This is a genomic window from Aquimarina sp. MAR_2010_214, assembly GCF_002846555.1.
GTDB lineage: Bacteria > Bacteroidota > Bacteroidia > Flavobacteriales > Flavobacteriaceae > Aquimarina.
The window spans coordinates 385855-410014 of record NZ_PJMS01000001.1 but is presented as its reverse complement, the minus strand read 5'-3'; the positions used below and the strand labels follow the sequence as shown (position 1 = coordinate 410014).

23 protein-coding genes are annotated in these 24160 nt (G+C 34.0%); 17 read left to right on the top strand and 6 right to left on the bottom strand.

Going from position 1 to position 24160, the window contains the following annotated elements; all coding sequences use genetic code 11:
* Positions 1-155: 155 nt before the first annotated feature.
* From ald to ATE84_RS01790, 11 genes are all read left to right on the top strand, one after another.
* Positions 156-1271 carry an alanine dehydrogenase gene (gene ald, locus ATE84_RS01830; RefSeq protein WP_101445326.1) on the top strand — a complete coding sequence of 372 codons (1116 nt, stop codon included), beginning with the start codon at positions 156-158 and terminating at the stop codon, positions 1269-1271.
* Between the two features lie 110 nt (positions 1272-1381).
* Positions 1382-2077: a zinc metallopeptidase gene (locus ATE84_RS01825; protein WP_101445324.1), complete on the top strand. Its 696-nt coding sequence runs from the start codon at positions 1382-1384 to the stop codon at positions 2075-2077.
* 333 nt (positions 2078-2410) lie between these two features.
* Complete coding sequence (locus ATE84_RS01820; RefSeq protein ID WP_101445323.1) at positions 2411-2779, top strand: cupin domain-containing protein; 369 nt, start codon at positions 2411-2413, stop codon at positions 2777-2779.
* 7 nt (positions 2780-2786) lie between these two features.
* Positions 2787-3794, top strand: coding sequence for a DUF3365 domain-containing protein (locus tag ATE84_RS01815; protein ID WP_101445321.1), 1008 nt, complete (start codon positions 2787-2789; stop codon positions 3792-3794).
* Positions 3795-3938: 144 nt separating this feature from the next.
* On the top strand, positions 3939-5399 hold the full coding sequence (locus ATE84_RS01810; RefSeq protein WP_101445320.1) for an NAD(P)/FAD-dependent oxidoreductase: 1461 nt from the start codon (positions 3939-3941) through the stop codon (positions 5397-5399).
* Positions 5400-5454: 55 nt separating this feature from the next.
* Positions 5455-5598 carry a hypothetical protein gene (locus tag ATE84_RS26440; protein WP_199176849.1) on the top strand — a complete coding sequence of 48 codons (144 nt, stop codon included), beginning with the start codon at positions 5455-5457 and terminating at the stop codon, positions 5596-5598.
* Between the two features lie 212 nt (positions 5599-5810).
* Entirely contained in the window at positions 5811-7124 is a 1314-nt protein-coding gene (locus ATE84_RS01805; protein WP_101445318.1) for a TolC family protein, read from the top strand.
* Between the two features lie 45 nt (positions 7125-7169).
* Positions 7170-8246 (top strand): efflux RND transporter periplasmic adaptor subunit, encoded by a 1077-nt coding sequence (locus ATE84_RS01800; RefSeq protein WP_101445317.1) that lies wholly within the window; start codon positions 7170-7172, stop codon positions 8244-8246.
* Positions 8247-8376: 130 nt separating this feature from the next.
* On the top strand, positions 8377-11577 hold the full coding sequence (locus tag ATE84_RS01795; RefSeq protein ID WP_101445315.1) for an efflux RND transporter permease subunit: 3201 nt from the start codon (positions 8377-8379) through the stop codon (positions 11575-11577).
* Positions 11577-11714: a hypothetical protein gene (locus ATE84_RS26435; RefSeq protein ID WP_199176848.1), complete on the top strand. Its 138-nt coding sequence runs from the start codon at positions 11577-11579 to the stop codon at positions 11712-11714. Before ATE84_RS01795 ends, ATE84_RS26435 begins: the two co-directional genes overlap by 1 nt.
* 19 nt (positions 11715-11733) lie before the next feature.
* Complete coding sequence (locus tag ATE84_RS01790) at positions 11734-11943, top strand: DUF2892 domain-containing protein (protein WP_101445313.1); 210 nt, start codon at positions 11734-11736, stop codon at positions 11941-11943.
* A 96-nt stretch (positions 11944-12039) separates the two neighbouring features.
* Here the strand turns inward: ATE84_RS01790 and ATE84_RS01785 are convergent, their stop codons facing one another.
* Both ATE84_RS01785 and ATE84_RS01780 read right to left on the bottom strand, forming a co-directional pair.
* Positions 12040-12510 (bottom strand): Lrp/AsnC ligand binding domain-containing protein, encoded by a 471-nt coding sequence (locus tag ATE84_RS01785; RefSeq protein WP_101445312.1) that lies wholly within the window; start codon positions 12508-12510, stop codon positions 12040-12042.
* Between the two features lie 122 nt (positions 12511-12632).
* A complete protein-coding gene (locus ATE84_RS01780) occupies positions 12633-14003 on the bottom strand; it encodes a saccharopine dehydrogenase family protein (protein ID WP_101445310.1) in 1371 nt (456 codons plus the stop codon).
* Positions 14004-14140: 137 nt separating this feature from the next.
* Here ATE84_RS01780 and ATE84_RS01775 point away from each other — a divergent pair, with 137 nt between their 5' ends.
* Positions 14141-14539 (top strand): DUF423 domain-containing protein, encoded by a 399-nt coding sequence (locus ATE84_RS01775; protein WP_101445309.1) that lies wholly within the window; start codon positions 14141-14143, stop codon positions 14537-14539.
* Between the two features lie 69 nt (positions 14540-14608).
* Positions 14609-16165 (top strand): phosphoenolpyruvate carboxykinase (ATP), encoded by a 1557-nt coding sequence (gene pckA / locus ATE84_RS01770; RefSeq protein ID WP_101445307.1) that lies wholly within the window; start codon positions 14609-14611, stop codon positions 16163-16165.
* Positions 16166-16242: 77 nt separating this feature from the next.
* On the opposite strand, the gene ATE84_RS01765 is transcribed toward pckA, so the two are convergent.
* Entirely contained in the window at positions 16243-16989 is a 747-nt protein-coding gene (locus ATE84_RS01765; protein ID WP_101445306.1) for a uroporphyrinogen-III synthase, read from the bottom strand.
* A gap of 34 nt (positions 16990-17023) precedes the next feature.
* The gene (locus ATE84_RS01760) at positions 17024-17695 is read right to left on the bottom strand and encodes a DUF4271 domain-containing protein (protein WP_233195728.1); all 672 of its coding nucleotides are present in this window, start codon (positions 17693-17695) and stop codon (positions 17024-17026) included.
* 78 nt (positions 17696-17773) lie between these two features.
* Here ATE84_RS01760 and ATE84_RS01755 point away from each other — a divergent pair, with 78 nt between their 5' ends.
* The 3 genes from ATE84_RS01755 to ATE84_RS01745 are packed head-to-tail and all read left to right on the top strand — an operon-like array spanning position 17774 to position 20321.
* Entirely contained in the window at positions 17774-18505 is a 732-nt protein-coding gene (locus tag ATE84_RS01755) for a polyprenol monophosphomannose synthase (protein ID WP_101445303.1), read from the top strand.
* Between the two features lie 2 nt (positions 18506-18507).
* Positions 18508-19848 (top strand): dihydroorotase, encoded by a 1341-nt coding sequence (locus tag ATE84_RS01750; protein WP_101450770.1) that lies wholly within the window; start codon positions 18508-18510, stop codon positions 19846-19848.
* The gene (locus ATE84_RS01745; protein WP_101445301.1) at positions 19845-20321 is read left to right on the top strand and encodes a DUF4296 domain-containing protein; all 477 of its coding nucleotides are present in this window, start codon (positions 19845-19847) and stop codon (positions 20319-20321) included. Before ATE84_RS01750 ends, ATE84_RS01745 begins: the two co-directional genes overlap by 4 nt.
* On the opposite strand, the gene ATE84_RS01740 is transcribed toward ATE84_RS01745, so the two are convergent.
* Positions 20296-21306 (bottom strand): NAD-dependent epimerase/dehydratase family protein, encoded by a 1011-nt coding sequence (locus ATE84_RS01740; RefSeq protein WP_101445300.1) that lies wholly within the window; start codon positions 21304-21306, stop codon positions 20296-20298. The genes ATE84_RS01745 and ATE84_RS01740 overlap by 26 nt on opposite strands.
* Positions 21307-21571: 265 nt before the next feature.
* On the opposite strand from ATE84_RS01740, the gene tyrS reads away from it, so the two are divergent.
* Positions 21572-22867, top strand: a complete 1296-nt coding sequence (gene tyrS, locus ATE84_RS01735) for a tyrosine--tRNA ligase (RefSeq protein ID WP_101445298.1) — start codon at positions 21572-21574, stop codon at positions 22865-22867.
* A 117-nt stretch (positions 22868-22984) separates the two neighbouring features.
* Here tyrS and ATE84_RS01730 read toward each other — a convergent pair whose 3' ends face one another.
* Positions 22985-23836: a M12 family metallopeptidase gene (locus ATE84_RS01730; RefSeq protein ID WP_101445296.1), complete on the bottom strand. Its 852-nt coding sequence runs from the start codon at positions 23834-23836 to the stop codon at positions 22985-22987.
* Positions 23837-24160 lie beyond the last annotated feature (324 nt).

Below are 24160 nucleotides of genomic sequence, written 5' to 3'. Positions count from 1 at the left end.
GAAAAAATTTCAGTAAAAACGGAATATACTGTTGAAAATCTAATTTTTTTTTGAAAAGTCAATGATTCTTCAAAATTGTTAAGAGTGTATTTTTTGGGTTTTTTTAATTGTGTATTTTGCGAAAAACATATATTTTCGGCACAAAAATTATAGATATGGTAATTGGTGTTCCCAAAGAAATCAAAAATAACGAGAACAGAGTAGGTGTAACACCTGCTGGGACAATGGAGCTTGTTAGACATGGTCATACTGTTTTCATACAGCATACTGCTGGTCTTCAAAGTGGTTTTGAAGATGAAGAATATATTAAAGCAGGAGCTAAAATTTTACCTACCATTGAGGAGGTATATAGCATTGCTGAAATGATCATTAAGGTCAAGGAACCTATTGAGCCAGAATATAAATTGATCAAAAAGGATCAATTAGTATTTACCTATTTTCATTTTGCTTCGGGAGAAGCATTAACCAATGCAATGATTGAAAGCGGTTCGGTTTGTGTTTCGTATGAAACAGTAGAAGATCCTGATCGTAGCTTGCCTTTATTAACTCCGATGAGTGAAGTAGCAGGTCGTATGTCTATTCAACAAGGAGCTAAGTTTTTAGAAAAACCATTAAAAGGAAGAGGAATTCTTCTTGGTGGTGTTCCTGGTGTTCCACCAGCAAAAGTACTAGTACTTGGTGGTGGTGTAGTAGGAACTCAAGCCGCAAAAATGGCTGCAGGAATGGGAGCTGATGTAACGATTTTGGATATCAGTATGAAGAGATTACGTTACTTAGATGATGTAATGGCAGCAAATGTGAAGACAGAGTTTTCTAATGAATATAATATTCGTAAGCATATAAAAGATTCTGATTTAATTATCGGAGGAGTATTAATTCCTGGCGCAAAAGCACCAAAATTAATTACTCGCGATATGCTTAAAGATATGAGACCAGGAACTGTAATAGTAGATGTAGCTGTAGATCAGGGAGGTTGTTTTGAGACTACAAAACCAACAACTCACCAGGATCCAGTATATATTATTGATGATATTGTACATTATTCTGTTGCAAATATGCCAGGAGCAGTACCATATACGTCAACTTTGGCACTAACCAATGTCACTTTGCCATATGCAGTGCAATTGGCAAATAAAGGTTGGAAAAAAGCGTGTAACGAAAATGAACCACTTAAAAAAGGATTAAATGTGATTAACGGTGATGTCGTGTATCCTGCGATATCAGAAGCGTTTAATCTCCCTTTAAAAGATGTAAATGAATATTTGAATTAAACTCGATTTATTGGCTAACTCAAGTTTATTTAATCAAAAACCTCGTTATTATGGCGAGGTTTTTGTATTTTATATATCAAGTTTAATTACAATAAAAAAAATGAATAGTTATGATGGGATATTATATCATTGCGGGAGTTATATTTTTAGTGAGCTCATTTGTAAGCAATAAACTCAAAAGTAAATTCAAGAAATATTCTAATATCAACTTACAAAACAGGATGAGTGGCGCAGAGATTGCGACCAAGATGTTACAGGATAATGGGATTCGTGATGTGCAAGTGGTTTCTACTGCAGGAATGCTTACAGATCATTATAATCCATTAAAAAAGACAGTAAACTTAAGTGAAGGAGTATATAACCAGCGTAATGCCGCTGCCGCTGCCGTAGCTGCTCACGAATGTGGGCATGCTGTACAACATGCTACATCATATAGTTGGCTAACCATGAGGTCTAAGATTGTACCCGCAGTAGGAGTAGCAAGTAAGCTTTCTAATTTTGTGATTATGGGAGGACTTATTCTTTCGGCATCCGGGGTGATCTTTGGGAATACTCTTTTCTTAATAGGAATCATATTATTTGCAGTAACAACACTGTTTGCATTTATCACCTTGCCTGTAGAGTATGATGCCAGTAACAGAGCATTAGCATGGTTAGAAAATAATAATATGCTTACTCCTCAGGAGCATGCAGGAGCCAAAGATGCATTAAAATGGGCCGCACGTACCTATGTGGTAGCTGCTTTAGGTTCTTTAGCAACTTTACTCTATTTTATCTCAATTTTTATGGGGGGTAGAAGAGACTAAACTTCAACTCAATTACCTGCTAAGTTTTTGAAAAACAGCTGTCGGAAATATAAATGTAATTTGTCATATTTTCCAATATGTTATTAAGTAAAGGTATCCGAACTATATTTTATTTTGATGTGTAACGTTTGTTACTTTAGGAGCAAAAAGGATTCTGTACATTAGACAAAAATAAAGTTATTTATACCTAGTTGTTATTTAGATAACTGAATTGAAAACAAACAATATTCGTAAAGAAGTGCTTTGAGATTATAAATTTTTATGAAGAGCTATTCTTCATAGATTCATTTAAATAATTGAATACACTTTCTACAAAACAGCGTTTAAAAACTTATGAAAAAATACATCCTAATTTTGATAGGTACAATAGGACTTTCTAGTTGTACACCAGAGGCTAAAACCGATACAGTAAATGAGAATAATCTAGCTAGTAAAGTTGCTTATGCTGATAAGATAAATAATACAGTTGTTTATAGTAGTAATGATTATAAAATGATAGCTTTTGCCCTTAAAAGCGATCAGGTTATGAAACCACATTCTGCACCTGTAGATGCACCTTTGTTAATGTTAGAAGGTAGTGCAAAAATTACCATAGGAGATGCTGAACATATACTGAAAAGCGGAGATATTATCACGCTTCCTAAAAATATTTTGCATGGGGTATATCCTATTACAGATTGTAAGTTTTTACTCATTAAATAGGCTAATCATGAAAATTTCGAAGTTATCTTTTACAGTAATAGGCTTGTTGTTTGGTGTTCTTACGTTTACAAGTTGCAAAAATAAAAATGAGGGTTATCAGGTAAAAACAGAAGTGGAAATTTCTGATAATAAACCCCATCCTGGGAAAAAAATTATGGAGACCAAATGCTATCTATGCCATAGTCCATCAGCAGACCATGATGGCAGCATTGCACCTCCTATGGTTGCTATAAAATCACATTATTTAAATGACGATACCACCAAAAAAGAGTTCGGTGATGCTATCTGGAATTTTCTTCAAAAACCATCTGAGGAAAAATCTAGAATGCCAGGAGCAGTAAGACGTTTTGGCGTAATGCCGTATCAGGTTTTTTCTGAAGAAGAAATCCGTTTGATTGCAGATTATATGTATGAGTTTAAGATCGAAGAACCAAAATGGTTTAAGCAGCATATAGAAGAAAAAGGAAGAGGTAGAATGCAATACCGTAATGATGGGAAAATTGAAAAAAATACAATAGGATTAGAGACAAAAGATTACAAAGAAATAGGTCTGAAATATGCACTGGGTACAAAGAAAGTACTTGGTAAAAATTTAATGGGAACTATTCAGAAAAAAGGAGTTGTAGCAGCATTAGAATTTTGTAATGAAAAAGCCTACACGCTTACCGATAGTATGGCGACAGTGTATAACGCCCAAATTAAAAGAGTAAGTGATAAGCCTCGTAATCCGTTAAATAGGGCTACTGCTGAAGAACTCGAATATATAGAAATTTTCAAAAATAAAATCACTAACGATGAGGGATATGAGCCTATCACAGTAGAAACCGATAAAAAAACGCACTTCTATTATCCTATTACCACAAACCTTATGTGTTTACAATGCCATGGTAAGCCTAAAAAAGATGTGCAATCAAAAACGTTAAATATATTGGCAAATTTATATCCTGATGATAAAGCTTTAGGATATGATATCAATCAAGTGCGTGGCATTTGGAGTATTTCATTTGAAAAGTAAATTTTTAGTAACTGATTACTCAAAACTCAGGTTTTTAATAAACAGATGTGCTGTATAGTGTCATAAAAACGAGGCTAAGCTTATGTAACAAAAGTGACAGTGAGATTTCTTGGCAAACACTATCTTTATTAAAAACCAGTCAAGATGTCAAAAATAGTAGTCCTAGGAGCAGGTATTTCGGGTCATGTAGCTGCATCACACTTACGTAGAAAACTATCAAAAGAACACGAAGTTATTGTTGTTTCCCCTAACAGTAACTACCAATGGATTCCTTCTAATATTTGGGTTGGGGTAGGAAGAATGAAATCAAAAAGTATTTTATTTCCTCTTAAACCTTTATATAAAAAGAAACAAATAGGATATGTACAAGCCAAAGCAGTGGTATTTTACCCTGAAGGTGATGTGAACGAGGAAAAACCATATGTACTTGCAGAGTATGTTATGGGAGAGGAGAAGAAAGGGCAGCGAGAAAAGATAACATATGATTATTTGATAAATGCTACAGGTCCTAAACTTAATTTTGAAGCTACTGAAGGTTTAATCCCAGGAAAAAACAAAACGTATTCTGTATGTACATATACACATGCAAATCATGCCTGGAAAGGTTTAAATGCTTTGATTCAAGAAATGAAACAAGGTAAAAAGGCCAAAATTCTTATAGGAACAGGTCATGCAAAAGCTACTTGCCAGGGTGCTGCTTTTGAATATATCCTAAATGTAGAAAAAGAACTATGTAGACATAAGGTGCGTGATAAGGCAGAGATTACCTGGATTTCTAATGAATATAAATTGGGTGATTTTGGAATGGATGGAATGTTGCTGAAATATGGTAGTATGACGATGAAGTCAAATGAACTGGTAGAAATGATTTTTGAAGACCGGGACATTAAGTGGATTCTTGGTGCAGGAGTTACTAAAATTGAAGATGGAATCGCACATTACGAAAACTTGGAAGGAGAATTTAAAACCGAGAGCTATGATTTTGCGATGCTCATACCTTCTTTTTCGGGACATGGTTTTAAAGCCTATGATAAAAAAGAAGATGATATTACAGAAAAACTTTTTAAAGGATTTATGATTGTAGATGCAGATTATACTTCAAGGCCTTATGAGGACTGGTCTGTTCAAGACTGGCCAGAAACCTATCAAAACCCAAGTTATAAAAATATATTTGCTCCAGGGATAGCATTTGCACCACCTCATAGCATATCAATGCCTCGTAAAAGTAAAAATGGAACAGCAATATTTCCAGCACCCCCCAGAACAGGAATGCCTTCCGGAATTACAGCAAAAGTAGTCGCAGATAATATTATAGACTCTATTAAAAACAAAAAAGAATTGTTACATCACAAGGGCTCTATGGGGAATATGGGAGCTGCCTGTATCGCATCTGCCGGGTTTGGATTAATCTCAGGAAGCGGGATTAGTATTACAACCTACCCTATTGTTCCAGACTACAATAAATATCCAAAAACACAAGGTAGAAAACTAGGCAAAACCTTCGGAGAAATAGGCCTGGCAAGTCACTGGCTAAAACTAGCATTACATTACGCATTTATTTATAAAGCAAAAATGAAACCTTTGTGGTGGTTAATTCCAGAATAAAACCTGATGAAACTAGTATAAGTGATAGAATCCTTAACCTGTAAAAAAAGAAATGATGACACAACGTATTTCAAAATATCAACGGTTCAAAATGATGAATCCTGTTCTTCAGTTTTTCAAATTCATGTATTTAAGTATTAAAATAATGATTGTAGTAGCCGGAAAACATGGCGGAACAAGAACAGAAAATAAATTATAATTTCCGATTGCACACATTGATCTTTTGTGCTTTGTAATCGCCTACTAAGCAATGAAATATACTCATTGTGATTTAGTAAAAAGCATTCTGTAACGGAGTGTTTTTTTGTTTATGCTTTCATAAAAAACACAGTAAATATACTAACTGTAACTTATGTTACTGTCCAGGTGTTAATCTGAAAGTATTTTTGTTCTATCATAAAATTAGAATTGATGAACAATCATATATATAAGTTAGTACTAGTTGTTTTTTTACTGTCTAGCATCGCTTATTCTCAAAAAATAAGACCGGTAAGTAAAACTGAAATTCTTACTAAAGTGACAGAAGAAAATACCTCGATTAAAATTTCGAGGGAAGAATTTAATCAGGCTAAAGCAGATTATAGACAAACCCATGCTGTTTTTTTACCCAATATTACAGCATCCTATACAGGTATGGCGACGACTAATCCATTGATGGCTTTTGGTTCAAAATTAAATCAAGAAATTTTAACACAGAACGATTTTAATCCAGCCTTATTAAATGATCCTTCTCAAATTGAGAATTACGCTACCCGTTTTGAAATCCAACAACCATTAATTAATCTGGATGGTATATACCAACGTAAGGCAGCTAAAGCAAATATGAAAGCAATGTCTCTTCAAACCCAGAGAGCTATAGATTATTTGGTATTTGAAGTAGATAAGGCTTATATGCAATTACAGCTAGCGTATAAAGCTATTGACGTTCTTCAAAAAGTACTCGAAGCTGCAAATGCTAATAGAAAATTGGCAAATGATAGTTATAAACAAGGTTACTTACAACGCGCTGATGTGCTGGCTGTAGAAGTGCGTGTAACAGAAGTACAAAATCAATTGCAAATGGCAAAAAGCAATGTGAAAAATGCATCTGATTACTTATCATTTTTAATGAATGAAAAAGAATATACGACGTATCAACCCGTAGATAGTTTGACAATTAGAACACTGCAACCTAAAGAGCACATTGGTATTTCTGAAAACCGTTCAGATATTAAAGCAATGCAACTGGCCAGTAATGCTTATGGAGCAATGAACAAGGCGGATAAAATGGCTTTTTTACCGCGCCTTAACGCATTTGGAAGTTATGAGTTATATGATGATGAAATTTTCCGGGCAGATGCTAGTGGTTACATATTTGGTGCGCAAATGAAATGGAATCTTTTTGAAGGCTCTAAACGTTTTGGAAAAGCACAAAAGAGTAAAGCTGAATTTGAGAAATCTAAATTAGAATATGAGCAATATGTCTCTCAAAGTAATCTAGAATTAAATAAAGTAAAGCGAATGTTGGTAGATGCCGAAAACAAATTGAAACTCACCACATTGGCATTGCAGCAATCTGAAGAATCCTTAAGAATACGAACTAATAGGTTTAAAGAAGGATTAGAAAAAACAACAGATTTATTAATGGCCGAAACGCAATATGCGCAAAAGCAACTGGAGTATTATCAAACTATTTTTGAGTACAATCACGCACAGGCGTATCTGCAATTTTTAACCAAAGAATGAAATAAGTCACAGAAAGTAAGAATAGAAGAGTAAAAAATATCGAAAATGAGAAAAATATATAAAACAGCAATCTTTTCATTAACAGTAATTATGGCTAGTTGTGGAAATGATACTAAAAAAGTAGTTGCAGATACTGCTGATCCTATTCCTGTAAAAGTGAATAAAGTCTCTACAAATAATAACAGCCAATTTTTATCTGCTAGTGGTAAGATTCAAGCTGTAAACAGTGCTGATTTAAGTACGAGAATGATGGGATTTGTAAATAATGTATATGTAGACGTAGGTGATAAGGTACATAAAGGTCAGTTGCTGGTTGCTATCAATAATGCAGACTTACAAGCAAAAAAAGCACAGGTAAATGCTAGTATTACTGAAGCTACTGTAGCTTTTAATAATGCTCAAAAAGATTATAATCGATTTAAGAATTTGTTTGCAGACAATAGTGCTTCTCAAAAAGAAATGGATGATATGACAGCTCGTTTTGAGATGGCAAAAGCACGATTAGAAGCAGCAAAACAAATGAAAAATGAAGTAAGCGCACAGTTTGCTTATTCTAATATTACAGCGCCTTTTAGCGGTGTTGTTACCAGCAAATCTGTGGATAAAGGGGATATGGCAAATCCAGGAACCCCTTTACTATCTATAGAAACCCCAGGGGCTTATGAGGTAATGGCAATGATACCAGAAACCGAAATAACTCAAATTAAATCAGGAACTCAAGTAGATGTAGTAGTAAAATCAATAGATACAACTATAAAAGGAAAAGTAACAGAAGTCAGCACATCGGCGAGAAATACAGGGGGGCAGTACCTTGTAAAAATTACCTTGGATGCTACCAATGCAAATATCTTATCCGGAATGTTTACAACAGTTCAATTTCCTATAAAAAAGCAAGCAAAAACCACAATGGTTTTAATCCCCACAGAAGCATTGATAACAAATGGTCAGTTGTCTGGTGTGTATACAGTAAGTCAGAGCAATACTGCATTGTTACGTTGGTTGCGATTAGGAAGAACTTTTGGTGATCAAATAGAGGTGTTATCGGGCTTATCATCAGATGAAGCGTACATCGTTTATGCAGAAGGAAAATTGTTTAATGGTGCAAAAATTACCATTCAATAACTAAAAAGTTGCGTTAGGGATAGCAGTGAAAATCCTTTTTGAAGGCCTCGTTAAATACCATTAGGTGCGGTGAGAAACTTAAAAAGATTGTAACGGATAGCCCGCTCGAACGCCCAAAAAACATAGAAAAATGAAAGAAGGTTTAGCAGGAAAAATTGCCAAAAGTTTTATAGGCTCTAAGCTTACTGTACTACTTATGATTGTATTTATGGTCGTAGGTGTGTATAGTTCGTTTTTGATACCACGCGAAGAAGAACCGCAAATAGATGTGCCTATGGCAGATATTTTTGTGGGCTATCCCGGAGCTAGCCCTACAGAAGTAGAGTCGCGTATTATTAAACCATTAGAAAAATTGATTTCTAATATTAAAGGTGTAGAATATGTGTATTCTACTGCTATGAAGGAGAAAGCAATGGTGATTGTTCAATTTTATGTGGGTGAAGATATAGAGCGTTCGTTTGTAAAACTCTATAACGAAATCAATAAGCATATGGATCAAATGCCACAAGGCGTTACGATGCCTTTGGTAAAAACACGTGCGATTGATGATGTGCCAATGCTGGGTCTAACCTTGTGGAGCGAAAATTATGATGACTATCAAATCAAGCAAATTGCCGATGAACTTACGAATGAGATTGAAAAAGTAAATGATGTCGCTATCACACATAAAATAGGAGGTCGTAATCGACAGCTACGTGTAGTGCTTGATAAAGATAAATTATCTGCGAGCGGTTTGGATTTCTTGTCTGTTTCTGAAATGATTAAGGCTAATAATCAACAATTAAGTGCAGGAAGTATTACTAAAAATGATACTGAATTTTTAATCACAACAGGCAAGTTTTTAGAATCGGTTGAAGATGTAAATAATTTAGTGGTAGGAGTACAACAAAATCAGCCTATTTATCTCAAGCAAATCGCAACAATTATAGATGGTCCAGAAATACCAAGTAATTATGTGTCTTTAGGATTTGGGCAAGCGAGTGAAAAAGCTGCAATGTATACATCAGAATACCAGGCTGTAACTATTTCTGTAGCTAAAAGAAAAGGAGCAGATGCTATGAAAATTTCTGATGTGATCATAAATAAAGTAGAACACTTACGCACTACATTAATCCCTGATGATGTACATGTCGAAGTAACCCGAAATTATGGAGAAACAGCGTCTCAAAAGGTGTCAGAATTATTAATGCATCTAATAGGAGCTATTATTGCGGTAACGCTAGTGGTAATGTTGGCAATGGGCTGGCGCGGAGGGCTGGTGGTGTTTTTGTCGGTTCCTGTGACTTTTGCATTAACATTGTTAAGCTACTATATGCTCGATTATACATTAAACCGTATTACATTATTTGCATTAGTTTTTGTTACCGGAATTGTAGTAGATGACTCCATTATTATTGCCGAAAATATGCATAGGCATTTTAAGATGAAACGTCTGCCCTTTAAACAAGCAGCCTTATATGCGATTAATGAGGTAGGAAACCCAACCATTTTGGCAACATTTACAGTTATTGCTTCTGTATTGCCTATGGCTTTTGTATCTGGGTTAATGGGGCCTTATATGAGTCCAATGCCTATAGGTGCATCTATTGCAATGTTATTATCTCTTTTTGTTGCCTTAACCATAACACCGTATCTGGGCTTTGTTTTTTTACGTGAGAAAGATAAGAAAAGAGATACGGTAAAAGAGAATGAAAGTAGAGATCTTACAGATACTTTTATTTATAGGGTGTATTCAAAATTTGAAATTCCATTGATAGAAAACCGAGCAAAAAGGTGGTTGTTTTTAGGGATAACTTTCTTATTACTATTAGGATCTGTTGGGTTGTTTTTTACCAAATCAGTGGCAGTCAAAATGCTGCCTTTTGATAATAAAAATGAATTTCAGGTTGTTATAGATATGCCAGAAGGTACAACATTAGAACGTACTGCAGTGGTAGCAAAAGAAATTGCACAGTATCTATCTTCACAACCAGAAGTGGTAAATTATCAAAATTATGTAGGAACATCAGCTCCTATAACTTTTAATGGCCTGGTACGTCATTATGATTTACGTGGAGGAAGCAATATGGCAGATATACAGGTAAATCTTACCGATAAGCATGATAGAAGTTTACAAAGTCATGATATCGCTAAAATGATGCGCCCTGATATTCAGGAAATTGCTCAAAAATATAATGCCAATGTAAAATTAGTTGAAGTGCCACCGGGACCACCTGTGTTATCTACCATTGTTGCCGAAGTTTATGGGCCTAATTATGATAAGCAAATTGAAGTTGCTAATGAAGTTCAGGACATCTTAAAAAATACTACAGACGTAGTAGATATCGATTGGATGGTCGAAGATGATCAGATAGAATATGAGTTTATCATCGATAAAGAAAAGGCAATGCTATATGGTGTAGCGCCTCAACAAATAGCATATACAATGAATATGGCACTCTCTAACAGCGCTATTACTAATTTGTATGATGAGGATGCTTCTAACCAGGTAGCAATTGTAGTGGCACTAGACGAAAAAGAGAAATCAACTATACTAGATATTTCGCAATTAAAGATAAAATCACAACGAGGAGTGATGATTGCGATTAGTGATTTGGTTACGATCCAGCAACGTACACTTGCAAAAAGTATTTACCGTAAAAACCAAAAACGTGTAGTGTATGTAATGGCAGATATGGCTGGTGAATTAGAAAGTCCGGTGTATGCGATCCTGGGAATATCTGATAAATTACAAAACATAGCCCTGCCTATAGGTTATAAAATGGATGAATTATATATAAAACAGCCTGATTTTGAAGAGGATTATACGGTAAAGTGGGATGGAGAATGGCAAATTACTCTTGAGGTTTTTAGAGACCTCGGAATTGCGTTTTTAGGTGTTATCATTATCATTTATATCCTAATTGTGGGCTGGTTTCAAAATTTTAAAGCACCAGTAGTGATGATGGTTGCAATACCATTGTCACTGGTCGGAATTGTTTTAGGACATTGGGTTATGGGAGCGTTTTTTACTGCAACATCTTTTATTGGAATGATAGCACTTGCAGGAATTATGGTTCGAAACTCGGTTTTGTTAATCGATTTTGTAAACCTTCGATTAGCTGAAGGTGTTCCTATAAAACAGGCTGTAATTGAAGCTGGAGCGGTACGTACTACACCTATTTTGCTAACTGCTGGTACCGTGGTTATTGGTGCTTTTGTGATTCTATTTGATCCAATTTTTCAAGGCTTGGCGATCTCGCTAATGGGAGGAACGATAGTATCAACAGTATTAACCCTATTGGTGGTGCCTTTAGTATACTATATGATTGAACGTAAAAACTATAAATAATGAAATTGGTAATTGTCACGGCAGTAGAAACATTTCAAAATGAGGTTTTAAAACTATTTATAAAAGCTTTTAATCAAAATTTAGAAACTAATACCCCTATTAAAGCGGTTGTAGTTCCTGTTGAAAAACATGTATAATCTTTAAAATTAATTTAAAATGATCAATAGATATATAAGAGCCATTGCTGGCGTTTTTGTAGTGATAAGTGTACTTTTAGGAATGTACGTTAATCAAAACTGGTTATGGTTTACCATTTTTGTAGGCGCTAATCTGTTACAGTCTTCTTTTACAAAATGGTGTTTAATGGAAGATATTTTGCGCAAGTTAGGAGTGCATAAAGAAGGGAATTGTTGCGCTGAAGATTAGATTTTAGGATAAGCGTTATGCCTGCTGAATTTATGAGTTACTTATAAAATGAAGAAAACTTTGAGTGAAATAGTGAAATGAAAATGAAGGTTTGTGTTATATTTTAATCTGACGATCAATTTGCTGATCTAAAGAGATAAAAGTCTCTGTACGAGACACACCTTCTATAGCTTGAATGTTTTTATTCAATACATTCATTAAATGCTCATTGTCTCTACAAAGTATTTTGATAAAAATAGACCAGTTTCCTGTAGTGTAATGACATTCGATTACTTCTGGGATATCTCGTAATTGCTTTACTGCTTTTGGGTTGCTTACCGCTTTGTCTAGATGTACACCAACAAAAGCCATTGTTTTATACCCTAGTACTTTGGGGTCGATAATAAATTTTGATCCGGCAATAAGCCCAGAAGCTTCGAGTTTACGAAGTCTTTGATGGATAGCAGCACCAGATATTCCTACTTTTCTGCCAATTTCTAGAATAGGTCTTCTGGCATCTTCCATGAGATTACGTAAAATCTCTTTATCAATACCATCAATTTTTAAGTTATTGTTTTGACCTTTCATAGAGTATAAAATTACAATTATTAACTAAAATACAATTAATGGTTTATAATTGAAATTTAAAATCAGGAATTATTATAAATTTAGATAGTTAAGTCAATTGTCAGGCTTTTAGATTTTATAAACTATCCTTTTACACCATCAGGGTTATAGCCAAGGTAATCGCACTCTTTCTCTTTAAATATGATGCCATACTCTTCAAGTTCTTTGAGTATAGGAGTATATACTTCTTCCTGAATTGGAATCTGTACTCCGGGAGACGTAATTTGTTTATTGAGAATACGTAACGTAGCCATGGCAACCGGTAAACCTACGGTTCTGGCCATTGCGGTGTAAGTCTGATTTTCGCCAATACTTACCATAGTAGCATCGATCTGTTTATGTTTCCCATTAAGCTCATAACCAAATTTATGATACATCACGATCATATCTTTATCTTCTTCATCCAAAGTCCATTTATCCATCAATATTTTTTGAAGGATTTGGGCTGGGGTAGCATTAGGAATACCAACTTTTTTGTTGGGATTAAAAAGATCAAGTTCCAGGAGTTTATCCCACATGATATCATCTTGATCAATCTTAAGATAATGACGAAGTTTCAGTTCTACTGAATCAGAAGGGGAATATGCAAGAAAGGAATTAGTGAAATCACGATAGCTCATATGCTCAGAATTTGCCAGAGTATAATCATCGGCAGTCATACCTAATTGTACAAAGGTGTTCCAGGCTCTAGAAAACCCTACTCTTCTTATAGTTCCTCTATATAGAGTTAGGATATCATCTAATCCATAGATACTTTGATATTTTAAAGAATTTCGATTTGCATAGGCTTCAAAACGGCCATAATTTTCGACTTCAAGAAATTCTGTTCGTCTGAATAATTTATGATAAGGGATGTATTTATATGTTCCTTCCTGTAGAAACTCTGCTGCGCCACCTTGTCCGGCAATAACAACATTGCGAGGGTTCCATGTAAATTTGTAATTCCATAAATTAGTATCACTTTCGGGAGCGACCAGACCACCTGTAAATGACTCAAACAAAACGATTTTACCGCCTTGATTTCTGATTCGATCTATAACTTGCATCGCACTCATATGATCGATACCAGGATCTAGGCCAATCTCATTCATGAAGATGAGTCCTTTTTTACGAACTTTTGCATCAAGTTCCTGCATTTCGGGACTAACATAAGAAGCTGTGACCATACATTTGCCGAATTGTAAGCAATCTTTAGCTACTTCGATATGAAAACGTGCAGGTAGCATTGATACTACAATATCTGCTTTTTGAATAGCTTCTTCTCGCGAATTTTGATCAAAAACATCTAGAAGTATTGCTTCAGTATTAGTGTGGTCACCTGCTAATTTTTTTGCATTTTCAATAGAAATATCACCAATCGTAATGTGTAAATTCTCTGAGATAGATTTATCCTGAAAATATTTAATCAGGATTGCTGTAGATTTACCGGCACCAATAACTAAGATCTTTCGCATAACTTCTAATATTTTGATAACTTTGATACGAATGTAATAAATACCGCAAAAAATAGGTTGGCTATCGTAGCGGATTAATTATATTTTTTTTAAAAATTTGTCTAAAGTTTAAAATTTAATGCTTGTTATAGTCAATTATGGATAAAATATCAGCAAACAAAACAATTTTGATTACCGGTGCGGTGTTAGGATTATTAGCAGTACTATTAGGAGCTTTTGGTGCTCACGGACTGAAAAAATTAGTTGATCCAGAGAGTATCGACTCTTTTACTACCGGAGTACGATATCAAATGTATCACGCTATCGTTTGTATTATTTTGGGAAATATGTCTGTTTTAGAAGAAGTTACCAGAAAGCGCATTTTTTATTTTTTTATGGGGGGAATAACCCTTTTTTCAGGGTCAATATACCTTTTGGTGATCGATGAGGTTTTAGGGATTTCTCTGTCAAGCATTGGTTTTATTACCCCTTTGGGAGGTCTATTGTTGATACTTGGGTGGTTTTTCTTAGTGATTTCATTAGTGAAGATTAAGTGATTTTTTTGTCGGTTGGTGTAATTATTATTTATAATTTTGCACGTACATAACAAACACAACATATTATATATGGAACCACTGTATCCAACTACGAAAACGTTTTCGTTAAAGAATTACGGTATTGAAAATGCTACAATGCGCTACCAATTATCTTCTGAAAACCTTCAGGAAGAAGTAGTACAAAAAGGTCAAGGGAAAATTACCGAATCAGGTGCGCTAGCAATTAACACGGGCGAATTTACTGGTCGATCCCCTATGGATCGTTTTATTGTTAAAGATCATATCACACAAGATAAAGTGTGGTGGGGAGATATTAATATTCCTTTTGATCAAAATGCATTCGATGCATTGTATGATAAAGTAACAAATTATCTTTCAGGAAAGGAAGTATTTGTGCGTGATAGCTATGCATGTGCCGATCCAGAATATAAATTAAATATTCGGGTAGTTAATGAATATCCCTGGTCTAATATGTTTGCATATAACATGTTTTTAAGACCAGAAAACAAAGAATTAGAATCCTTTGATCCTGATTGGTTGATCGTTAATGCGCCTGGCTTTATGGCAGATCCAAAAGTAGATGGTACACGACAGCATAATTTTGCAATCCTTAATTTTTCTAAAAAAATAGCCTTAATTGGAGGAACTGGATATACTGGTGAGATAAAGAAAGGGATTTTCTCTGCTTTAAATTTTATTCTTCCTGTAGAACGTAATTGTTTACCAATGCATTGCTCTGCAAATGAAGGAGAAGATGGTAAAACTGCTTTGTTTTTTGGGTTATCAGGAACAGGTAAAACTACCTTGTCTACAGATCCTAAGAGAAAACTGATAGGAGATGATGAGCACGCCTGGACAGAAGAAGACACGGTATTTAATTTTGAAGGAGGATGCTATGCCAAGGTAATAGATCTTTCTTCAGAAAAAGAACCTGAAATATATAGTGCTATTAAAAAAGGAGCACTATTAGAAAACATAATGATAGATGATAATGGAGTTGTAGATTATACAGATTCCAGTATTACTCAAAATACAAGAGTAAGTTATCCGATTGATCATATAGAAAATATCAAAGTACCTAGTAGAGGTAAAACCGTGACCAATATCTTTTTCCTTACGGCAGATGCTTTTGGTGTATTGCCTCCTATCTCTAAGCTAACCAAGGAGCAAGCTTCTTATCATTTTATTAGTGGTTATACCGCTAAAGTAGCAGGTACCGAAGCGGGAGTTAATGAGCCGTTACCAAGTTTTTCTGCTTGTTTTGGAGCTCCTTTTATGCCGTTACACCCCAAAGAATACGGTGATATGCTAATGGGAAAAATTGAAAAGACTGGAGCTAATGTTTGGTTGGTAAACACTGGATGGACCGGTGGAGCATATGGAACAGGGAATCGAATGAAATTGAAATATACTCGTGCAATGATCAATGCAGCTTTAGAAGGTAAGCTTGATGATGTAACTTATATTACTGATAATCATTTTGATCTTAGTATGCCAGAAAGTTGTCCTGATGTGCCTTCAGATATTTTGAATCCAAGAAATACATGGGCAGATAAAGAAGCTTATGACACTAAGGCTGGAGAGTTGGTAAATTCTTTCAAAAAGAATTTTAAACAATTTGAATAAGACCTTTCGTTTTAATACTAAAAAAGGGATCGATATTCGATCCCTTTTTTTATACATTGAAAATAAATAAAAACTATCTATTTCTTATTTGCTTCTTTGATATATTTTTGAAGTGCCATTGTCATAGATGGAGTTTCCGGGGTTGGTGCTTGGATATTAACAATCAAATTGTGTTCCTCGGCAGCTTTAACCGTTGAGTTTCCAAATACAGCAATTCTGGTATTGTTCTGTTTGAAATCAGGGAAATTTTCGAATAAAGATTGTATTCCAGATGGGCTAAAAAATACCAAAATATCATAAAACACATCTCTTAAATTAGAGAGATCACTTACCACAGTTCTGTAAAAAACAGCTTGCTTCCATTCTACCTTTAGAGTATCTAATGTTTCAGGAATTAGAGATTTTAATTTATCTGAAGAAGGTAATAAAAATTTCTCATTTTTATATTTCTTGATCAAAGGAGATAGTTCCTGAAAAGTACGTTTCCCGACATAGATCTTTCTTTTTCGATATACCACATACTTCTGTAGGTAGTATGCCACAGCTTCACTTTGACAAAAATACTTCAATGTATCTGGTACTTTATAACGCATTTCATCAGCTATTCTAAAGAAATGGTCAACAGAGTTACGACTGGTAAGGATAATAGCAGTGTATAGTGATAAATCTACTTTTTGTAACCTTACTTCTTTTGCATCAACTCCCTCTACATGAATGAAGGGGATAAAGTCAATTTTTACTTTTTCCTTTTCTTCTAAATCAAAATAAGGTGAATTTTCCACTTTAGGCTCCGGCTGTGAAACCAAAATTGTCTTCACTTTCATATATTTTCTTTCTTTTTTGTAAAGATCTTACTAATTAACTAATAAGCTTATATAGTATAAAATAGGGTGCGATTTCAAGTGCGCAAAGATACAAAATAAAATAAAACAAGTGGTTCAAAATAATATTTTCGTTTTTCTTATAAAAAGAAACAAGCATGATTGTATTGAGAATAATTAGTAAAAACACCAATATTATAAATGCAATTTTAGAAGGTTGTAACGCATAAATAAATATGATGTTAATAGGTAATAGTATGACTCCCATAAAATTACGATACGATACTTTGTAAAATAAATATTCATCAATTATAGAGTCAATAGAAAAAATAGTTGCAACTATTTTTTCTATAAGTAACTTACAAATAACGATAACAGTATATATGATTACAATCTTAAAATACAATGTAATTTGATCAGGTACTATTTGCCACTCGAATACACCAAAGCATAGATATAGAAATAGCGACACCGAAACCACCTGAAATAATAGCAAAATTGCATTAAACAAAGAAGAAAGCTTATTTAACTTCTGATATGATATGATATATTTGCTATTACTAAAAAGCATTATGAAATCAGTAAAGCGAAGCACATTCACTCCTTTGGCTGCAGCTAGTAGCATCAGGCAGACTGTGATTATGATAGTAAGCCAATTTGTTGATGTTATTTCTCGTAAAATAAATTCCATATTCTGTTCTGGGGTCAAAATTACGATCAATTAACTCATAAAAACAAGAAAATAACTAGTAATTATTTAGTTATATTTGCCTGAAAAATAGCCTAGATGGTGGATGCCTTAGTTATAATCCCTACCTATAATGAAATTGAAAATGTGGAACGCATCATTAGAAATGTGTTTTCGCTTCAGCGTGATTTCCATATTCTTATTGTAGATGACAATTCTCCTGATGGAACTGTGGATAAAGTAAAAGAGTTACAGTTAGAATACCCAGAGGCCCTTTTTTTAATAGAACGAGAAGGGAAATTAGGTTTAGGTACTGCATATATTACTGGTTTTGAATGGGCATTAGAACGATCTTACGAGTACATTTTTGAAATGGATGCGGATTTTTCTCATAACCCTAATGATCTTATACGATTGTATAATGCTTGTGCCAAAGGGTCTTCTCAGGTTGCCATTGGATCCAGATATGTGACAGGAGTAAATGTAGTGAACTGGCCGATGAGTAGAGTTCTATTATCCTGGGGAGCTTCAAAATATGTTCGATTTATAACAGGAATGGATATTCATGACACAACAGCAGGATTTGTCTGTTATAAAAGAGAAGTATTAGAAAAAATAAACCTTAAAAAAATTCGATTTGTGGGATATGCTTTCCAGATAGAGATGAAATTTAAGGCACATTTACTGAAATTTAAAATAAAAGAAATTCCCGTAATCTTTACAGATAGAACTAGGGGGACATCAAAAATGAGCAAAGGAATTATTTCTGAGGCTGTTTTTGGAGTTATAAAAATGAAATTTAACAGTTTATTTAATCGTTACGAAATATGACTATGGATAATGTGCTTATTAAAAATGCTAACATCGTTAATGAGGGACAGGTTTTTAATGGAGATGTATATATAGAAAATGGTATTTTTAAAGAAATTGCACCACAGATAAGTGCAAAGTCTCCAGATGTGCACATTTTTGATGCAGAAGGTAAATACTTATTACCTGGAATCATTGATGATCAGGTACATTTTAGAGAACCTGGGTTAACACATAAAGCAACTATAGAAACTGAATCCAGAGCAGCTATAGCTGGTGGAATTACTTCTTTTATAGAAATGCCTAATACTGTACCTCAAACAACAACAATAGAAAAACTCGAAGAAAAGTTTGAAATCGCTGCAAAAACGAGTTATGCGAATTATTCTTTTATGTTTGGAGGTACAAATGATAATCTGGAAGAAATTCTTAAAGTAGATCCTAAAAGAGTAGCGGCACTTAAACTGTTTTTGGGCTCTTCAACAGGAAATATGCTGGTAGATAATCCAGAAGTATTAGAAAAAATATTCTCGTCTACAGATCTGTTAATTGCAGTGCATTGTGAGGATGAAGAAACGATTAAAAGTAATACAGCAAAATATATAGCAGAGTACGGTGATGACATTCCTGTAAAATTTCATCCGGTTATTAGAAGTGAAGAAGCGTGTTATTTATCATCATCACAAGCGGTAGCATTAGCCAAAAAAACAGGAGCACGGTTACATATTTTTCATCTTTCGACAGCAAAAGAATTAGAATTGTTCACTAATAAAATTCCTCTTAAGGAAAAGAGAATAACAGCCGAAGTTTGTATTCATCACTTGTGGTTTTCTGATGTAGATTATGAAGAAAAAGGGACATTGATTAAATGGAACCCTGCTGTAAAAACAGCAAAAGACAGGGATGCATTATTTGAAGCATTACTAAAGGATAAAATAGATGTAATTGCTACAGATCACGCTCCGCATACTAAAGAAGAAAAAGATAATGTGTATACTAAAGCGCCTTCTGGAGGGCCATTGGTACAGCATGCGCTTCCTGCTATGTTAGAATTTTATCATCAGAATAAAATAAGTCTGGAAAAAATCGTTGAAAAGATGTGTCACAATCCGGCAATATTATTTCAGATCGAGAAAAGAGGATTTATCAAAGAAGGATACCATGCAGATGCTGTTTTAGTTGATATTAATGCTCCATGGACAGTAAACAAAGATAATATTGCATATAAATGCGGATGGTCTCCTTTTGAAGGAACTACCTTTAAATCAAGAGTGACACATACTTTTGTTAATGGTAGTTTGGTATACAAAAACTTTAAATTCTATAATGTGCGACATGCACAGCGATTAACTTTTGACAGATGATTAGAAATGTAATATACTTTGCGGTTTTCTTGAGTTTTATTTCGTGTCAGAGCGTAAATAAACCTTCCAAACCAGAAACATTTATAGAGGAAGACCGTATGGTTGAGATCTTAACTGATATCGCCTTTGTAAAAGCGGCCAAAAGTTCAAATAGAAAAACCTTTGAAGAAAAAAGTATTAATCCAGAGGCTTTTATTCTAAAAAAACATGGTATAGATAGCATTGTTTTTACAGAGAATAATATTTGGTATTCTGATCAGATAGAAAAGTATAAAGGAATTATTACTCGAGTAAAGGCTAATCTGGATAAAGAAGCTACGAAGTATGAAAAATTGAAAAAAGAAGAAGATTCAATAAAAAAAATTAAAGACTCTATTGCAAGACATAAAGATACATTGAAGATTGAAGAAGAACTGGATGTGAAAGAAAGGGCAATTGATAAAGGAATTAATGCTCTTTCAAAAAAGCAGTAGCAGTTTCTTTGATACTTTTTTCGATTGGAGTAAAACTATAGATAAGTTCTTTTTTTATTTTATCATTTTCATAGTATTTTGTAGAAAATGCACTTCGTATAGATGATTTAAATATAGATCTGTTCGTTCTAAACAAAGTATGACTAATGCGTTGCGCATAATAAGCAAATTTCATTAGGAAAGGAGAGATTTTCTTTTTAGGTAATGGTTTGTGAAGTGACTGAGCGATCATGTTGAAAGCGCTTTTGTAACTTAAATTTTCGCTGACTAAAATATAGCGTTGGTTATTATAGGAACCTACAGTAAGTCGATACATAATATCGATAACATCTTGTATGGCAACATAACCCGTAGTACCGGTTGTGTAATATTTCATGCCTGCATCAATCCTTTTGAAGAGATATCCACTACCAGTATCAAAAAAACCAGGGCCAATGATAATACCAGGGTTTACAATTACTGCAGTAAGACCTTCGTGTATCCCTCTCCAGACTTCCATCTCTGCACCGTATTTTGTAATAGCATACACCGAGTTAGGGATTTCGGGATTCCATTCTGCTTTTTCATTGATATGAGAATTGGATAAATTTTCTCCAAGTGTTGCAATAGAACTCACATAGCAGAGCTTGGATACTTTTTTGATCAAACAAAGGTTTACAATATTTGCTGTGCCATGAATGTTTGCTTTTCTTAGTTTTTTATAGTGAGAAGGATTAAAACTAATTTTGGCAGCACAATGATACACATGAGTTACTCCTTCAAAAGCCTCAGTTAGAGCTGGGATATTATTAATGTCGGTATTCACCCAATCGATACTATCAAACAGGTGTTTTTCTTCACAAGTGAAGTAGGAAGAAAACACTTTTTTTGCATGTTCTTTTTTGGCCTCAGTTCTGTATAAGGCACGTACAGTTTTCCCCCCCTGTACAAGTTTAACCAGTAGATGTGTGCCTACCAAACCTGTTGCTCCTGTGACTAATATCATAATATATATTCTACGATACTAAAGTAAACAATTAATATAAATTGGTTTTAATGAATAGAAATGAAAATTATTGTTATTTCCAGAAAAAACATCCCTTGTTTTCAGTGAAATGCTGAATGATTTTTTAGTACTATAATTATTAGTATAACAAGTGTTATTACAATTGATGAGGATGATAAATCAATACCATCCAATTTCTATCATATTCATAGCTGGATATTATCCATATTTTTATCTTTGTCGCTCTTAATTGAATTATAGTACAATGACTACAAATTTTATAGAAGAATTACGTTGGAGAGGAATGTTGCATGATGCCATGCCTGGAACCGAAGAATACCTAATGGAGCAAATGAGGTCTGCTTATGTGGGGTTTGATCCTACAGCAGATTCCTTACATATCGGGAACTTAGTTCCTATCATGTTATTGGCACATTATCAGAGAGCAGGACATAAGCCTTTTGCATTGGTGGGCGGAGCTACGGGTATGATTGGTGATCCTTCAGGAAAATCGGCAGAGCGTAATTTGTTGGATGAGAAAACACTACGTCATAATCAAGAGGCTATAAAATCACAATTAAGCAGATTTCTGGATTTTGAAAGTGATGCTCCCAATGCAGCAGTGCTAGTAAATAACTATGATTGGATGAAGGATTTCTCATTCCTTGAGTTTATTAGGGATGTAGGGAAACATATTACCGTAAATTATATGATGGCCAAAGATTCTGTTAAGAATCGAATTTCATCAGAATCATCAGAAGGGATGTCGTTTACAGAATTTACCTATCAATTGGTCCAGGGGTATGATTTTCTACATTTATATAGAGCACATGACTGTACTTTACAGATGGGAGGAAGCGATCAATGGGGTAATGTCACTACAGGAACCGAATTAATCAGAAGGATTGCAGGAGGAAAAGGATATGCTTTGACCTGCCCATTGATTACGAAGTCTGACGGATCTAAATTTGGTAAGTCTGAAGGTGGAAATGTATGGCTGGATGCCAAACGAACATCGCCATATAAATTCTATCAATATTGGTTAAATACCAGTGATGAAGATGCCGAAAAATACATCAAGATTTTTACATTTTTAACCGAGGAAGAGATAAAAACTCTGGTGGTAGCTCATAAAGAAGTTCCGCATCAGCGAATCTTACAGAAAAAATTGGCCGATGAAGTTACTGTTATTGTACATTCTCAAGAAGATCTTGATAATGCAATAAAAGCATCTGCAATTCTCTTCGGAAAATCTACATCTGAAGATCTAAAAAGTTTGGATGAAGCTACTTTTTTAGATGTTTTTGATGGAGTACCACAAGCCGAGATTGCAAAAGATATGATAGCTAAGGGTATTGATATGATTGGTGCTTTGGCAGAACACACAGGATTTCTTAAATCAAATGGCGAAGCCAGACGAGCACTGAAAGAAAATTCTATCTCGGTAAATAAAGCAAAAGTTACCGATAGTTATTCGATATCAGAAAATGATTTGATTAATGATCAATTCGTTTTATTACAGCGTGGTAAGAAAAACTATTTTGTGATCAGAGTGGTATAAGTAAGATGTGAGTAGAGTCTATTTAAGGAGACTACACCAAATTTGTTTAAAAATTGAAATATAAAAAGGAGAAGAATATCAAATATTCTTCTCCTTTTTAATTAATAACTATTCTTTTTACTTATAGTATCGTTTTATAACGCTTAGGTCTCTACTACTTAATTTGCTACGTTGTACATTAAAAGTACTTCCGTTTTTTCTTACGATTGTAGGTTTTCCGTTTTTACTAAAAAAATAAGAACCATACATCATTATAGATCCAATATCAAATGTTGATGTTCTAACTGAAGAAGAAGATCTTTTCTTAAAATTAGAAGATTTACCACTTTTGATGTTATTAAAATTAACAGTAACATAGCTATCACGCTTAGGGTGTTGTTGTTCATGATACATACCGATCGCATGTCCGATTTCATGAATAGTATTTCCGGTAGAACAACCAGAAGCTAAAGTGATATTTTGTCTACTTCCTGTTCTTCCTACTGAAGAAGAACACCCTGATCCTGATCTAAAACGAATATAAGCTCTTTGGTTTGTTCTTTTTATAAACCGTATTTTGGTTTTGCTTTGCCAGTGATTAATTGCACTAGTTACACGACCTTTGTTTGGTAAATTACTATCAACAGTATAAGGAATGTAATAGTAGCTTCCTGATTTGGGCCAATGTCTGTTTTTACGAATTACCCCTTTTGCAAGATTGTTAGATTCATCTACTTGTTCAGGAGATAATATCATATCTCCAAGGATAAGATTATCATTTACTTGATCAAATTCGGTTTCTTCACCAAAAAACATCTTGGTAATCTTTTTTTCATTTCCTGTTAATGGGTAAACTTCTGCAGAAGCTTCTGATGTAAAGGCTTCTGGGTTAACCTCTGTAGCTAAAGGTTCATCTTCTGTTTGACAATTGGTAAACATCAATACAGATAATGTCAAAGCCGAAAGGCCTAAGAACTTACTAGTTTTCATAATGTAAATTTTAAGTTAAATTTGTGTTATGTATAGGGATTAACGATCAATAGCTACTTGATATTGTATTTGTATTGATTTTGAAATTGTTTTTAAAACCTGTAAATCAAGTGTTTAACGTAATAAAGTTGCGGTTGTCTTGTAGTGAGAAATTGAATTGTATTTAATAACAGGTACTTACAGAATTTTCTTACAACCAATAAAAAAAATATTTTTTTTGATGAATTATAAAATAAGTTTGCATAAAAACAAAAACAGGTAAGTGTACACTTACCTGTTTTCTTCAAAGAAATTAATTTTATCAATTGGTATACTAATCCTCAA

Excerpts from the sequence above, each read along its gene's own strand:
- ald (WP_101445326.1), top strand. The coding sequence starts at position 156 with ATGGTAATTGGTGTTCCCAAAGAAATCAAAAATAACGAGAACAGAGTA.
- ATE84_RS01825 (WP_101445324.1), top strand. The coding sequence starts at position 1,382 with ATGATGGGATATTATATCATTGCGGGAGTTATATTTTTAGTGAGCTCA.
- ATE84_RS01820 (WP_101445323.1), top strand. The coding sequence starts at position 2,411 with ATGAAAAAATACATCCTAATTTTGATAGGTACAATAGGACTTTCTAGT.
- ATE84_RS01815 (WP_101445321.1), top strand. The coding sequence starts at position 2,787 with ATGAAAATTTCGAAGTTATCTTTTACAGTAATAGGCTTGTTGTTTGGT.
- ATE84_RS01810 (WP_101445320.1), top strand. The coding sequence starts at position 3,939 with ATGTCAAAAATAGTAGTCCTAGGAGCAGGTATTTCGGGTCATGTAGCT.
- ATE84_RS26440 (WP_199176849.1), top strand. The coding sequence starts at position 5,455 with ATGACACAACGTATTTCAAAATATCAACGGTTCAAAATGATGAATCCT.
- ATE84_RS01805 (WP_101445318.1), top strand. The coding sequence starts at position 5,811 with ATGAACAATCATATATATAAGTTAGTACTAGTTGTTTTTTTACTGTCT.
- ATE84_RS01800 (WP_101445317.1), top strand. The coding sequence starts at position 7,170 with ATGAGAAAAATATATAAAACAGCAATCTTTTCATTAACAGTAATTATG.
- ATE84_RS01795 (WP_101445315.1), top strand. The coding sequence starts at position 8,377 with ATGAAAGAAGGTTTAGCAGGAAAAATTGCCAAAAGTTTTATAGGCTCT.
- ATE84_RS26435 (WP_199176848.1), top strand. The coding sequence starts at position 11,577 with ATGAAATTGGTAATTGTCACGGCAGTAGAAACATTTCAAAATGAGGTT.
- ATE84_RS01790 (WP_101445313.1), top strand. The coding sequence starts at position 11,734 with ATGATCAATAGATATATAAGAGCCATTGCTGGCGTTTTTGTAGTGATA.
- ATE84_RS01785 (WP_101445312.1), bottom strand. The coding sequence starts at position 12,510 with ATGAAAGGTCAAAACAATAACTTAAAAATTGATGGTATTGATAAAGAG.
- ATE84_RS01780 (WP_101445310.1), bottom strand. The coding sequence starts at position 14,003 with ATGCGAAAGATCTTAGTTATTGGTGCCGGTAAATCTACAGCAATCCTG.
- ATE84_RS01775 (WP_101445309.1), top strand. The coding sequence starts at position 14,141 with ATGGATAAAATATCAGCAAACAAAACAATTTTGATTACCGGTGCGGTG.
- pckA (WP_101445307.1), top strand. The coding sequence starts at position 14,609 with ATGGAACCACTGTATCCAACTACGAAAACGTTTTCGTTAAAGAATTAC.
- ATE84_RS01765 (WP_101445306.1), bottom strand. The coding sequence starts at position 16,989 with ATGAAAGTGAAGACAATTTTGGTTTCACAGCCGGAGCCTAAAGTGGAA.
- ATE84_RS01755 (WP_101445303.1), top strand. The coding sequence starts at position 17,774 with ATGGTGGATGCCTTAGTTATAATCCCTACCTATAATGAAATTGAAAAT.
- ATE84_RS01750 (WP_101450770.1), top strand. The coding sequence starts at position 18,508 with ATGGATAATGTGCTTATTAAAAATGCTAACATCGTTAATGAGGGACAG.
- ATE84_RS01745 (WP_101445301.1), top strand. The coding sequence starts at position 19,845 with ATGATTAGAAATGTAATATACTTTGCGGTTTTCTTGAGTTTTATTTCG.
- ATE84_RS01740 (WP_101445300.1), bottom strand. The coding sequence starts at position 21,306 with ATGATATTAGTCACAGGAGCAACAGGTTTGGTAGGCACACATCTACTG.
- tyrS (WP_101445298.1), top strand. The coding sequence starts at position 21,572 with ATGACTACAAATTTTATAGAAGAATTACGTTGGAGAGGAATGTTGCAT.
- ATE84_RS01730 (WP_101445296.1), bottom strand. The coding sequence starts at position 23,836 with ATGAAAACTAGTAAGTTCTTAGGCCTTTCGGCTTTGACATTATCTGTA.